The sequence below is a fragment of the Kitasatospora sp. NPDC007106 genome, assembly GCF_040634455.1.
Lineage (GTDB): Bacteria > Actinomycetota > Actinomycetes > Streptomycetales > Streptomycetaceae > Kitasatospora > Kitasatospora arboriphila.
Window position 1 is genome coordinate 1 of the sequence record NZ_JBEYFP010000133.1, and the last position, 12,638, is coordinate 12,638.

The 12,638-nt window shown below is 75.9% G+C and carries 13 protein-coding genes; 7 read left to right on the top strand and 6 right to left on the bottom strand.

Features of this window, described 5'->3' with window-relative positions; genetic code table 11:
* The coding region (locus ABZ641_RS14270; RefSeq protein ID WP_359981767.1) for an alpha/beta fold hydrolase at positions 1–897 on the top strand (897 nt) is incomplete at its 5' end.
* A 47-nt stretch (positions 898–944) separates the two neighbouring features.
* On the opposite strand, the gene ABZ641_RS14275 is transcribed toward ABZ641_RS14270, so the two are convergent.
* The 3 genes from ABZ641_RS14275 to ABZ641_RS14285 all read right to left on the bottom strand — a co-directional run bounded on the left by ABZ641_RS14275 (position 945) and on the right by ABZ641_RS14285 (position 3,943).
* Entirely contained in the window at positions 945–1,358 is a 414-nt protein-coding gene (locus ABZ641_RS14275) for a hypothetical protein (RefSeq protein ID WP_359981770.1), read from the bottom strand.
* A gap of 421 nt (positions 1,359–1,779) precedes the next feature.
* Entirely contained in the window at positions 1,780–2,628 is an 849-nt protein-coding gene (locus ABZ641_RS14280; RefSeq protein ID WP_344628048.1) for an SMP-30/gluconolactonase/LRE family protein, read from the bottom strand.
* A 139-nt stretch (positions 2,629–2,767) separates the two neighbouring features.
* A complete protein-coding gene (locus ABZ641_RS14285; protein WP_359981773.1) occupies positions 2,768–3,943 on the bottom strand; it encodes an 8-amino-7-oxononanoate synthase in 1,176 nt (391 codons plus the stop codon).
* Between the two features lie 141 nt (positions 3,944–4,084).
* Here ABZ641_RS14285 and ABZ641_RS14290 point away from each other — a divergent pair, with 141 nt between their 5' ends.
* From ABZ641_RS14290 to ABZ641_RS14310, 5 genes are all read left to right on the top strand, one after another.
* Complete coding sequence (locus ABZ641_RS14290; protein WP_344628050.1) at positions 4,085–5,665, top strand: PucR family transcriptional regulator ligand-binding domain-containing protein; 1,581 nt, start codon at positions 4,085–4,087, stop codon at positions 5,663–5,665.
* An 87-nt stretch (positions 5,666–5,752) separates the two neighbouring features.
* The gene (locus ABZ641_RS14295) at positions 5,753–6,568 is read left to right on the top strand and encodes a YncE family protein (protein ID WP_359981776.1); all 816 of its coding nucleotides are present in this window, start codon (positions 5,753–5,755) and stop codon (positions 6,566–6,568) included.
* Positions 6,569–6,717: 149 nt separating this feature from the next.
* Entirely contained in the window at positions 6,718–6,957 is a 240-nt protein-coding gene (locus ABZ641_RS14300) for a hypothetical protein (protein ID WP_344628052.1), read from the top strand.
* A 114-nt stretch (positions 6,958–7,071) separates the two neighbouring features.
* Complete coding sequence (locus ABZ641_RS14305) at positions 7,072–7,653, top strand: TerD family protein (RefSeq protein ID WP_344628053.1); 582 nt, start codon at positions 7,072–7,074, stop codon at positions 7,651–7,653.
* Positions 7,654–7,973: 320 nt separating this feature from the next.
* On the top strand, positions 7,974–9,008 hold the full coding sequence (locus ABZ641_RS14310; protein WP_359981780.1) for a hypothetical protein: 1,035 nt from the start codon (positions 7,974–7,976) through the stop codon (positions 9,006–9,008).
* Between the two features lie 12 nt (positions 9,009–9,020).
* Here the strand turns inward: ABZ641_RS14310 and ABZ641_RS14315 are convergent, their stop codons facing one another.
* The 3 genes from ABZ641_RS14315 to ABZ641_RS14325 all read right to left on the bottom strand — a co-directional run bounded on the left by ABZ641_RS14315 (position 9,021) and on the right by ABZ641_RS14325 (position 11,646).
* Positions 9,021–9,548 carry a PadR family transcriptional regulator gene (locus ABZ641_RS14315; protein WP_344622933.1) on the bottom strand — a complete coding sequence of 176 codons (528 nt, stop codon included), beginning with the start codon at positions 9,546–9,548 and terminating at the stop codon, positions 9,021–9,023.
* 52 nt (positions 9,549–9,600) lie between these two features.
* Positions 9,601–11,250 carry a phosphoglucomutase (alpha-D-glucose-1,6-bisphosphate-dependent) gene (pgm, locus tag ABZ641_RS14320; protein WP_344622934.1) on the bottom strand — a complete coding sequence of 550 codons (1,650 nt, stop codon included), beginning with the start codon at positions 11,248–11,250 and terminating at the stop codon, positions 9,601–9,603.
* Between the two features lie 174 nt (positions 11,251–11,424).
* Positions 11,425–11,646, bottom strand: a complete 222-nt coding sequence (locus ABZ641_RS14325; RefSeq protein WP_359981783.1) for a hypothetical protein — start codon at positions 11,644–11,646, stop codon at positions 11,425–11,427.
* A gap of 229 nt (positions 11,647–11,875) precedes the next feature.
* Here ABZ641_RS14325 and ABZ641_RS14330 point away from each other — a divergent pair, with 229 nt between their 5' ends.
* Positions 11,876–12,517: a restriction endonuclease gene (locus tag ABZ641_RS14330; RefSeq protein WP_359981786.1), complete on the top strand. Its 642-nt coding sequence runs from the start codon at positions 11,876–11,878 to the stop codon at positions 12,515–12,517.
* The last annotated feature ends 121 nt before the right edge of the window (positions 12,518–12,638 follow it).

Genomic DNA, 12,638 nt, shown 5'->3' on the forward strand with positions numbered 1-12,638 from the left:
GCGGTCGCGGAGGCCGCCTCGGCCGCGGGCCGGACCCGGACGGCGGGCGAGGCCTACCGGACGGCGGCCCGCTGGTTCCACGTCGGCGGGCTCGTCCCCGACTCGGACCGGGCGGCGGCCGCCCGGACGGCCGGGGCTGCGGACGAGGCGATGCGCTCGGCCCTGGCACTGCTCGAACCGGACGCCGAACGGGTCGAGGGCGAGGGCTTCGCCGGGTGGCTCCGGCGCCCGGCGGGCGGGCGGCCGGCGCCGGTGGTGGTGGTCGTGCCCGGACTGGACTCCGGCAAGGAGGAGTTCCATGCCGTGGCGGAGGCGCTGCTCGCCCGCGGCACGGCCGTCCTCGCGATCGACGGACCGGGCCAGGGCGTCCTGGCGACGACCAGCACCTTCGAGCCGGACTACGGGAAGGTGATCGGCCGTGCCGTGGACCACCTGGCCGGCCGAGAGGGCCTCGACACCGAGGACGGCGTCGCGGTGATCGGGCTGAGCCTGGGCGGCTGGTTCGCCGCGGCCGCCGCCGCCCAGGAGCGGCGGGTCCGGGCGGCCGCCCTGGTCAGCGGCCCGTACCGGCTGGACTGGGACGGCCTCGTACCCTTCGTCGTCGCCACCCTGGCCCAGCGCTGCGGCGGCCTGGCGGCGGCCCGGGAGTTCGCCGACCGGGTCGACCTCGGCACGATCACCGCGGAGCTCGACCTCCCGCTGCTGGTCGTCGAGGGCGGCGACGACCGGATCCCGGGCGTCACCAACGCCGACCTGCTGGCCCGTCAGCTCGAGAACGCCGAACTCCTGCTCGTCCCCCACGGCAACCACCTGCTCGGCACCGCCCTCCCCGACTGGCTGCCCGCCACCGCCGACTGGCTCGCCGAGGCCGTCCACACCGCGCCGCCACGGGCCTGACGCCGACTCCAGTGGTGGGCCGCGGCGCCGGGGTGGTCGGCGAGGTGTCAGCCGCGGGCGGCGAGCCGTCGCCGGAGCAGGCTGCGCAGACGGCCGGAAGCCCCCGGCAGCGTCCCGAGCCGCCTCACCTCGGCGACGTCGAGTTCGGTCCGGCCCGCCAGCGCCAGCACGGCGGCGTAGGGCCGTTCGCCCTCCGTGAGCTTCGCGGCCGTGGCGTCCAGGACGGCTCGCAGGACGGTTCGGTCCGCGGCGGGGTGCCCGGCCAGCAGGAGGAGCAGCCGGTTGTCGTTCCAGGTGCTGTGGCGGGCCGCGGCCAGCTCCCGCAGGGCGGCCGGCGGGGTGTGCGGATTGGCGGCCAGCGCCTGCCACACGAAGGAGTGGTCGCATCGCACCAGCCCGTGCAGAACCGCCCCGTCGTTCGAGGCATGCGCCAGGTGGAGGTAGTCGGCAGGTGTGTGCACGCGGAACGCCCCCGGGGTGTGGTCGGACCCTCCTGCTCCGGAGGACGCGCACCCGGCACGGTCGTCCGGGCACATCCGTGGAGACAGAGTGTGCCGGAGGACCCGGCCCGCGCCGCCGTCGGGAGTGCGCGGCCTGCCGGGGGGAGCACGATCGAGCCGCCGCTGCCGGCGGATGTCCTCCCCCCTGGTTCCCTTCCTGGAGGCGGAGTTGGCGGTCAGTGGCGAGGCCGACCCGGCCCGCGCCGCAGTGGAGTTGCGCTTTCACGGCTGGTGCCGGTGCACTCCGGGGTGCACCTACCTCCGGACCGCGCCCGCGGCCGTGCCGCCAACGCCTGGATCCACCTCGGCGGCGGATCCGGACCGGCCCGCCGGTGTGCGGTGATCCGAAGGGCGCCGGGTCACCGAGGGTCGACGTGTGCGGTCAGGGCCGCGGGGCCGGCGGGGCGGGGGCGGGGGCGGTGAGGAGGAGGCCGGTGCGGGCGGCGGTGGCTCCGGCGGTGCCGGTCCATTCGGCGGCGGTGATGTAGAGGGTGGGGGTGCCGCCGGGGGTGCCGAGGGCGCAGGAGAAGCAGCCGCGGTCGGTCTCGACGGTCTGCAGGACGTCCCCGCCCTCGCGGACCCTGACGCAGCGCCGGTTCGGCACGTCGGCGTACCAGAGGGCGCCCTCGGCGTCGAGGCTGATGCCGTCCGGGGCGGAGCCCTCGATCTCGGCCCAGGTGCGGCGGCCGGTGAGGCTGCCGTCGGGGGCGACGTCGAAGGCGGTGATCCGGGAGGCGTACGACTCGGCGACGAGGAGGGTGGTGCCGTCCGGGGTGACGGCCATGCCGTTGGGGAAGCCGAGGTCGCCGGCGACGGTGCGGGCGGTGCCGTCCGGGGTGACGAGGGCGACCAGTCCGGGGGCGGGCGGTTCGCCGGACATCAGGTCGAAACCGATGCAGTTGGCGTAGGCGTTGCCGCGGCCGTCGGCGGCGACCTCGTTCCAGGGCCGGTCGCAGAGCGGGCGCAGGTCGGCGTACGGCACGAGGGTGCCGTCGGCCTCGCGGCGCAGCAGCCGGCGGTCGCTGCCGGCGAGGACGAGCAGCCGGCCGTCGGGCAGCGGGTCGATGCAGAACGGGAAGGCGTCGACGCGGCCGGCGGTCTCGCGGGTGCCGGTCGCGTCGACGGTGATCAGCTCGTGGGCTCCCCAGTCGCAGAACCAGAGCCGGTCGTCGTGCCAGCGGGGCGACTCGCCGAGGACGAGTCCGTCCAGGAGGACACGGGGTTCGGGCACGTCGGGGGCTCCTCGCTGGCGACGGTTGCGAGGCACCATCATGGCCAACCGGGGGCCCGCGGCGGGCGCGCGCGGGGGTGTGTCGGTACGGCCGTTCCGGGGACGCAGCAGGTCCGCCCCGGCGCCCCCGGAACGGCCGTCAGGCCGGGCCGGTGGCGGCGATGATGCGGACGGCCTCGGTGATCTGGGCGTCCGTCAGGTCGCCGCGGGCGGTGAGGCGCAGGCGGGAGATGCCGTCGGGGACGGACGGCGGGCGGAAGCAGCCGACGGCGAGTCCGGCGGTGCGGCAGTCGGCGGCCCACTGGACGGCGGCCTCCGGGCCGGGGGCGCGGACGGAGACCACCGCGGCGTCCGGGGTGGAGGCGTGCAGGCCGGCGGCGGTGAGGCGGGCGGCGAGGGTGTGGGCGACCTCGCGGGCGCGGTCGGCGCGGTGCGGTTCGGCGCGCAGCAGGCGCAGGGCGCCGAGCGCGGCGCCGACGGCGGCCGGAGCGAGGCCGGTGTCGAAGATGAAGGTGCGGGCGGTCTCGGTGAGGTGCCGGATGACGCGGCGGGGGCCGAGGACGGCGCCGCCCTGGGAGCCCAGCGACTTGGAGAGGGTGACGGTGGCGACGGTGTCGGGCGCCCCGGCGAGGCCGGCGGCTGCGAGGGCGCCGCGGCCGCCGTCGCCGAGGACGCCGAGTCCGTGGGCGTCGTCGACGAGCAGCGCGGCACCGTGGGCGCGGGCGGCGGCGCAGTGGCCGGCGAGCGGGGCGGCGTTGCCGTCGACGGAGAAGACGGAGTCGGTGACGACCAGGGCCCGGCGGTGGCTGCGGGTGGCGAGCACCTCGCGGACGGCGTCCGGGTCGGCGTGCGGGGCGCGGTGGACGTCGCTGCGGGCGAGCCGGCAGCCGTCGATCAGCGAGGCGTGGTTGTACGCGTCGGAGACGATCAGCGTGTCGGGGTCGGTGAGCGCGGTGAGGGCGGCGAGGTTGGCGGCGTACCCGGTGGAGAACACCAGGGCGGCCTCGAAGCCGCAGAACTCGGCGAGTTCGTCCTCGAGTTCGGTGTGCAGCGCGGTGGTGCCGGTGACCAGGCGGGAGCCGGTGGCGCCGCCGCCCCAGCGGCGGGCGGCCTCGGCGGCGGCCCCCGTGACGGCGGGGTGGTGGACGAGGCCCAGGTAGTCGTTGCTCGCGAGGTCCAGCACCGGGTCGTCGGCGGGCCGGCTGCGCAGGGTGCGGGTGAGGCCGGCGCGGGCGCGGAGGTCGGCGGCCTCGTCCAGCCAGTCGAAGACGGCGGAGGGCGCGAGGGTCGGCTGCGGCACGGTGGGGTGGACCATGGCCGCACTCTGGCACGGCGGCGCTACGGGCGGCAACGTGCGCCGTCCCACAGTGACGGGGTGTGTCGGCCCGGCCCCCGGCGGGGGGGTGCTGCGCGTAGACTCCCCCGACCGGCTGGAGTCCTGGCGAGGGGAGAGCTGGTGGAGAACGGCCGCCTGACCGTGCGGGACGTGCTGGCGCTGGAGCTGGTCGCGCCGTGGGACGCGGAGGTGGTCGCCTGCCCGGAGGGGCTGGACCGGGCGGTGCGCTGGCTGCACGTGGCGGAGGCGGCGGACGTCGCGGTGATGCTGACCGGCAATGAGGTGGTGCTGACGACCGGTCTGCTGCTGGCCGGTGACGAGCGGGCGCAGGCCGCGTACATGGAGTCGATGGGGCGGGCCGGGGCGGCCGCGGTGGTGCTGGGGCTGGGGCGGGCGTTCTCGACGACGCCGGAGGCGATGCGGCGGGCGGCGCAGCGGTACGGGGTGCCGTTGGTGGTGCTGCACCGGCCGGCGCCGTTCGCGCGGCTGACGGAGGAGGTGCACGCGCGGCTGCTGCACGGCCGGTACGCGGCGCTGGACCTGTCGGACCGGATGGGCGGTGCGCTGGCGGCGCTGAACCTGTCGGGGGTGCCGCTGCAGCGGCTGCTGGACGAGGTCGCGGGGTTCGCGGGCTGTCCGGCGGTGGTGGTGAACCTGGCGCACCGGGTGCTGGCCTCGGCCGGGGAGCCGGGTGCGCTGGGCGATCTGCTGCGGGACTGGGAGCGGGTGTCGCGGCAGGTCGCGGAGCTGCTGGGGAACGGTCCGGTGACGCTGGGTCCGGACGGCTGGGTGGTGGCGCGGCTGGAGGCGCGCGGCCGGCAGTGGGGGCATCTGGTGCTGTTCGGGCACCTGGGCGGCGAGGAGACCGGACGGGTGGTCGGCCGGCTGGCGGCGGAGGCGCTGGCGGTGCACCGGCTGCTGGCGGACCCGGTGAGCGGCCGGCAGCGCGGCTGGGAGGACCAGGCGGCGGAGGCGCTGCTCGCGGACCTGGCGTCGGGCACGGCCCGGCCCGAGCAGTTGCTGCCGCGGTTCCGGGCGGCGGGGCTGCCGACCGAGCGGCGGACCTTCGTACCGGTGGTGCTGCGGCCGCCGTCCGGGTCGCGGGTGGTGTGCGAGGCGGTGCGCCGCACGCTCGCCGAGGAGGCGATGGCGGGGCTGGTGGCCCGGGTCGGGCCGGACGGGGCGATCGCGGTGCTGCTGAGCGTGCCGCCGGAGCGCGACGCGGACGCGGAGGTGGACCGGCTGGCGGCGCGGCTGCAGGAGGGCGCGGCGGGGTCGGTGCTGGGTGCGGGTTTCGGCTGCCGGGTGCTGGACGAGGTGCGGCGTTCCTTCCTGGAGGCGGTGCACGTGGCGGACGCGGCGCTGGCCGGTCCGCCGTCCGGCCCGGTGGCGCGGCTGCGGGACGTGCGGCTGCGCGGGCTGGTCCGGCTGCTGCGGGACGAGCCGGAGCTGCAGGCGTTCATCGGGCGCGAGCTGGGCCCGCTGCTGGGGCACCGGGAGCTGCTGGACGTGCTGCGCACCTACCTGCGGACGGGCCGGAACAAGTCGCTGGCGGCGCAGGAACAGCACGTCAGCCGCCCGGCGATGTACCGGCGGCTGCAGAGCATCGAGGCGCTGCTGGGGATCGACCTGGACGACCTGGAGCAACTGACCTCGCTGTACGTGGCGCTGCTGGCGCACGACGCGCAGCGCGGGCCGTGACGGCGGCAGCGGGGCTGGTTTGCCCGGGCCGGTGGGGCGGGCGACAGTGGAAGGGCCGGTGTCCGCGGCTCGTCAACGGAGCAGATCATGGCAGTTCCCCGTCCCGTCCCGGCCGCTCCGGCCGACGGCCGGGGCTTCGAGACGATCCCGGTCGGTGCGGGGCCGCACGGTGTGACGGTGAGCCGGGACGGCAGCCGGGTCTGGGTGACCTGTGCCCGGACGGGTTCGCTCACGGCGCTGGAGCCGACCCGGCGGCAGGTCGCGGCGGTGCACCGGGTGGGGACCTCGCTGTACGGGGTGGCGGTGAGCCCGGACGGGGAGCGGCTGTACACCGCGGACCCGGCCCGTTCCGCGGTGTCGGTGGTGGCGGCGGAGAGCGGCGCGGTGACGGCCGAGACGGTGTTCGAGGAGCGTCCGTTCGGGCTGGTGGTGGCGCCGAGCGGGGCGCGGCTGCTGGTGTCGGCGCCGCGCGAGAACACCGTCCTGGTGACGGACGGCCTGGGGGCGCCGCTGGGCCGGATCACCGGGGTGGACTTCGCGGTGGGGCTGGCGCTGAGCCCGGACGGCGGGCTGCTGTACGCGGCGAACCGCTTCGCGGGCACGGTGAGCGTGCTGGACGTGTCGGCGCTCGGGTCGATGGAGGGCAGTGCGGCGGCCGTCGTGGTGGCCCGGATCCCGGTGGCCCGCGGCCCGTACGACCTGGCGGTGGGGCCGGACGGCGGGCGGTTGTACGTGGCGCACTTCCCGTTCGACCTGGTGTCGGTGGTGGACACCGACGAGCGGGCGGTGGCGGGCACGGTCGCGGTGCCGGACGGTCCGCGCGGGGTCGCGGTGAGCCCGGACGGCGCCAAGCTCTACGTGGCGAACGGCTTCGCGAGCACGGTGACGGTGGTCGAGCTCTGAGCGGGTCCGCCGGTCCGGCGCAAGGGCCCGGGGCTGTGACGATGACGGCCGGTTTCCGACCCGCCACCCGGCGCGTTCGCCCGCACCGGGGCTCTACAGGGCTGTAGAGTCCAACGGCCGGGTGCGAACGACACGGGAGGCGGTCGACGGTGGACGACGGGCGGGCGAAGGTGTGGGAGCCGCCGCAGACGCAGGTCGAGCAGGCGTACCAGCCGGTCGAGGTCCGGTTCGAGGACGGCAGCTGGGCGGTCGGCCGGATCAACGCCTGGTGGCGCCCGGCGGACGGCAGCCCGTGGTGCCGGGTGCGGGTGCTGCGCCGCGGCGGCGCGGAGCGCTGGATGCCCTTCGACCCGGAGCAGCTGCTGCTCCTGCCGGCCGGCGGCATCTGACCGGGCCCGGCGGGAGTCGACCGGCCCTCCGGCGGGAAGATCCTCCCCGTCGGCGGGCGCCGCACGGGCCGGCCGGCGGCACGGCGTCGACGCAGCGAAAGGGTGGCGGACCGGATGAGCGTGAACCTGGGCAAGGGCCAGAAGGTCGACCTCGGCAAGCCGGACGGCGGTGCGCTGGAGGTCGTACGGATGGGCCTCGGCTGGCAGGCCGCTCCCCGCAAGGGGTTCTTCGCCAAGCTGATGGCCCGTGACATCGACCTGGACGCCTCGGCGGTGCTGTTCGCGGGCCGCACGCCGGTGGACGTCGTCTACTTCCAGCACCTGACCAGCTCCGACGGCTCGGTGCGGCACGGCGGCGACAACCTGACCGGCGGCGCGGGGCAGGGCGCGGACGACGAGGTCATCACGGTGGACCTCACCCGCGTGCCGAAGAAGGTCGACCAGATCGTCTTCACGGTCAACTCGTTCACCGGCCAGACCTTCCAGGACGTGCAGAACGCGTTCTGCCGGCTGGTCGACGACGCCACCGGCCGTGAGCTGGCCCGCTACACGCTGACCGGCGGCGGCAGCCACACCGCGCAGATCATGGCGAAGGTGCATCGCTCCGACGGCGGCTGGCAGATGACCGCGATCGGCGCGCCCACCCAGGGCCGGACCTTCCAGGACGTGATCCCGGACATCGAGCAGCACCTGTGAGCCGCCGCTGACCCGTCGCGGCCGCGGCTCCGGGTCACGGCGAGCCTCCGTCGCCGCGGCGGGCCACACTGGGGGCGAGGGCCTCAGGGTTCGTCCGACGATTCGCGTCGCATCGGCGCGCGGCGTCGGGCGCCCGGCCGGGCGTGCCGCCGTATCGGCCTCGTACCGGACGTACTCGGGCGATGCGGCGGGGCGTCCGGGCCGGGGGCACCTCCCGGCCCCCTCGGGGCTGGGAGAGATGATCCGGCGTCGCGCGCGCGGCGGGAATCGTCGGACAAGCCCTGAAAGGCCTGCCGCGGCACGGGACGGAGGCAGCTCGGATGGGTGGTGCCGAGCCCCGTGCACCCGAGCGCGGCCGCGCCCCGTGGCCGCCGATCGACCTGCTCGGACGGATCCGGCACGACCCCACGCACATGGCCGAGCGGGCCGCCCTGTTCGGTGTCGAGCGGCTCGGCCGCGAGTCGGTCGAGCGGCTGGCGAAGATGCGCAGGTCGGTGCCGCCGGAGCAGCTGAAGCACACCGTGATCGAGCGGGGCGTGCACACCGCGATCGCGGAGGGCGCCTTCGTCGGCGGGCCCTTCATGGGCCTGATCCCGGTGATGTTCTGCGCCGCGCTGCTCGCCCAGGGCCGGATGGTGCTGGAGCTCGCCGAGCTGTCGGGGCGGTCGGCCACCGATCCCGAGCGGGCCGTCGACATGCTGGTGCTGCAGGGCGCCTACCCCACCCGTGAGGAGGCCCGGCGGGCGATCGCCGAGCTGCCGGAGCCCGAGCCGGCGACGCGCGTGCCCGAAGGCCCGGCGGAGGGCGCGGGAGAAGGCTCGGCGGAAGGCTCGGCGGAAGGCCCGGCGGAGGGCGAGCCGGCGCCCAGGCTGTCGCTGCGCGAGTGGCTGCGCGTGGTCGAGCGGATGGCGTACGTGCTCGGGGTGATCTCGCCGGGCGGCAGCAGCGCGGCGGCCGGGCGGCTGCGGTACCTGCGCTGGGCGGCGGTGGCGCTGCTGGTCGCCGTCGGCCTGATGCTGCCGTTCGTCTGGGTGCCGGTGCTGGGCGTGGCGTACCGCTCGGCGACGCTGCGGCTGGCGACCCGGGCGTCGATCCTCTTCGGGCTGATCGAGGACGAGCGGGACGAGGCGGCGAAGACCCGCGGCCGGGGCAGGGTGCGACCGCTCGCGATGCTGGTCGCGCTGCGGACGATCGCGGTGCTGGTGGTGCCGTTCGCCGTCTCGGTGCTGATGGTCTTCACCGGCGCCCACATCGCGAACCAGCGGTGGCTGGCGGTCGCCGCCGGGGTGGTCGGGGTGTCGATCGGCTCCTGCCTGGTGTGGCGGTTCCGTCAGTGGCGGCGCACCGGGCACTGACGGCCGGCCGGATCACCCGAACTCGGCGAGCGCGGCCTCCAGCCACTCCACCCAGTGGGTCTCCAGGCCGATCCCGGCCTGCAGCACCAGGTGCTGCAGGCGGTTCTCGGCGTCCGCGCGCTCGGCCGGGAAGTCCCGCTGCTCGATCTCCCGGTACTCGGCCAACTGCTGCTGGTGCAGCTCCAGGTGGCGGCGCAGCTCGTCCTTGAGGGAGGCGCCGGTGCCGACCGCGGCGGCGGCGCGCAGGCGCAGCAGCAGCGGGTCGCGGTTGGGCCGCGGGTCCTGGGGCTGCCCGATCCAGTCGGTGAGGGCGGCCCGGCCCTCCGGGAGCACCTCGTACTCCTTGCGCTGGCCGCGGCTGGGCGGCTGGGGGACGGCGCGGATCAGGCCGTCCTTCTCCAGCCGCCCGAGCTCGCGGTAGATCTGCTGGTGGGTGGCGGACCAGAAGTAGCGGATCGACTTGTCGAAGCGGCGCGTCAACTCCAGCCCCGAGGACGGCTTCTCCAGCAGGGCGGTGAGGATGGCGTGCGGCAGCGACATGGACCGATCCTAGATCGTCGGGGCATCGGCGGTGCAGGACCGGTCCGTGCGGTCAGTCCGTGCCGCCGAGCGCCTCGGCGACGACCGCGCGGGCCTCGGCCTGGACCTGGGCGAGGTGCTCGGGGCCGTGGAAGCTCTCGGCATAGATCTTGTAGACGTCCTCGGTGCCGGAGGGACGGGCCGCGAACCAGGCGTTCTCGGTGCAGACCTTGAGGCCGCCGACGGCCGCGCCGTTGCCGGGCGCCTCGGTCAGCACCGCGGTCACCGGCTCGCCGGCCAGCCGGTCGGCGCGGACCTGGGCGGGCGAGAGCTTCGCCAGGACGGCCTTCTGCTCGCGGGTCGCGGGCGCGTCGACCCGGGCGTAGGCGGGGTCGCCGAACCGGGCGGTGAGGTCGCCGTACAGCTCGGACGGGCTGCGGCCGGTGACGGCGGTGATCTCGGAGGCCAGCAGGGCGAGCAGGATGCCGTCCTTGTCGGTCGTCCAGACCGAACCGTCGCGGCGCAGGAAGGAGGCGCCGGCGGACTCCTCGCCGCCGAAGGCGACGCTGCCGTCGAGCAGCCCGTCGACGAACCACTTGAAGCCGACCGGCACCTCGACCAGCTCGCGCTTCAGCTCTGCGGCCACCCGGTCGATCATCGAGGAGGACACCAGGGTCTTGCCGACGGCCGCGGTCTCCGCCCAGCCGCCGCGGTGCCGGTAGAGGTAGTCGATCGCGACGGCGAGGTAGTGGTTGGGGTTCATCAGGCCGCCGTCGGGGGTGACGATGCCGTGCCGGTCGGCGTCGGCGTCGTTGCCGGTGGCGACGGTGTACTCGTCCTTGCGGCCGATCAGCGAGGCCATCGCGGACGGCGAGGAGCAGTCCATCCGGATCCTTCCGTCCCAGTCCAGCGTCATGAACCGCCAGGTCGGGTCGGTGAGCGGGTTGACCACGGTGAGGTCGAGGCGGTGGGTCTCGGCGATCCGGCCCCAGTAGGCGACCGAGGCGCCGCCGAGCGGGTCGGCGCCGATCCGCACGCCGGCGGCCCGCACCGCGTCCAGGTCCAGCACCTGCGGAAGGTCCTCGGTGTAGGCGCCGACGTAGTCGTGGCGGCCGGTGGTGTCGGCGGCCAGCGCCCGCGCGTACGGGATCCGGCGCACGCCCGCGAGGCCCGCCTCGATCAGGGCGTTGGCGCGGTCCTGGATCCAGCCGGTGGCGGCGGAGCCGGCCGGGCCGCCGCTCGGCGGGTTGTACTTGAAGCCGCCGTCGCGCGGCGGGTTGTGCGAGGGGGTGACCACGATGCCGTCGGCGAGCGGGCCGGCCGGGTGGGACCGGTTGTGGGCGAGGATCGCGTGCGACACCGCGGGGGTCGGGGTGTAGCCGTCCTCGCTGTCGAGCAGCACGGTGACGCCGTTCGCGGCGAGCACCTCCAGGGCGGTGGCCCGGGCCGGCTCGGAGAGCGCATGGGTGTCGATGCCGAGGAACAGCGGGCCGGTGGTGCCCTGCGCCGCCCGGTACTCGCAGATCGCCTGGGTGGTCGCGGCGATGTGGTCCTCGTTGAACGCGGTGTCCAGCGAGGAACCGCGGTGCCCCGAGGTGCCGAACGCCACCCGCTGGCCGGGCTGCGCCGGGTCGGGGTGCAGCGTCCAGTACGCGGTCACCAGCCGGGCCACGTCCACCAGGTCCTCGGGGCCTGCGGGCTCACCGGCACGAGCGTGCACCATCGTCTCCACCTCCTGGTCACCGCCCGCCGTCCGGACCGGCGGGGCGGGGCGTGTGCGCCGCCTCCGTCGGCGGCCGCAGCGCGTACGCCCTCAGACCTACCCCGGCCACCGGCCCGCATTCGACAACCGACCCGGTCGGGCGCGTCGCACCCGCCCGGCGGTGCGCGGAAGGCGTCAGCGGGCGGCGGCGGTGGCCGCGCCGACGAGGTGGAGGACGGCCTGGCCGAGCGGGGTGGCGGCGATCAGGATGCCCAGGGTGGCCGCGCTGAGCACGGTGACCGTCTCGTCGACGCGCGAGCGGGCCTGCGTCTGTCGGCGGAGCCGGACGAGGATGACGATCGCGAGGAAGACGCTCGCGCTGACGCTGTACTGCATGCCCCACCCCTGGTCGTGCACCGACAACTCCGGGTGAGCATGCCAGAGCCCGTGCCGGCGGGGGCGGAGACCCGGAAACCCGGCCGGTCGGGGCAGGTGGTTCGGCCACCGACCAACGCGATCCGGTCAACTAGCGCCGCCCGGCGCCGGGGTTCGCCCGTTCCCCGGCGCCCCGCCTGCGGCCGCTCCTACGATCACGGGCACGCCGTTGCCCGAGGTTGTCCGAGGTTGTCCGAGGGGGGAGGACGCCGTGGCCCGCAGACCGGTACGACGACGCCGGAGCGCCGCGCGCCGGGCCCGGCAGGCCCGCGACAACGCCGTGGTGCTCTTCGGCAGCGCGCTGGCCGCACTCGCACTGGTGGCGGCCTTCGTGACCTGGCTGGCCCACCACCTGTTCCTGGTGCTCGGCCTGCTGGCCGTCGGCCTGGTCACGGCCGTGGTCGTCCTGCGCCGCCGGGCCGCCGCCGACCGCCGCGCGTTCGAGGCCCGCGCGGCGCAGTTGCGGCACATCGGCGCGTTCCTCGGGATGAGCCCGAAGGGGTTCGAGCAGGCGCTCGCGGACCTGTGCCGGCGGGACGGCTGCACCGGGGTGACGGTGGTCGGCGGGGCCGGCGACCTGGCCGCGGACGTCCTGGCGACCACACCGGGCGGCCAGCGGATCCTGATCCAGGCCAAGCGGTACGGCCCCCGGACGTTCGTGGGCTCCCAGGACGTGCAGAAGGTCAACGGCACCTACCGCGACGTCCACCGCTGCGACGTGGCCGCCGTGGTGACGACCAGCACCTTCACCAAGCCCGCGGCGGCGTTCTGCGCCCAGGTCGGCATCCGCATGGTCGACCGGCGCGCACTCGCCCTGTGGGCCGAGGGCACCGGCCGGCCGCCCTGGAGCTGAGCATCGGGCCTGCGCGGCAGCGGCCCTGACGACGCTTCCGGTGGCCGTCGCTGCTGTTGTAGACGAACCAGTAGCTGGTGTTGGGCGCGAGGGTGGTGGTCACCGGCAGCGAGTTCCAGGC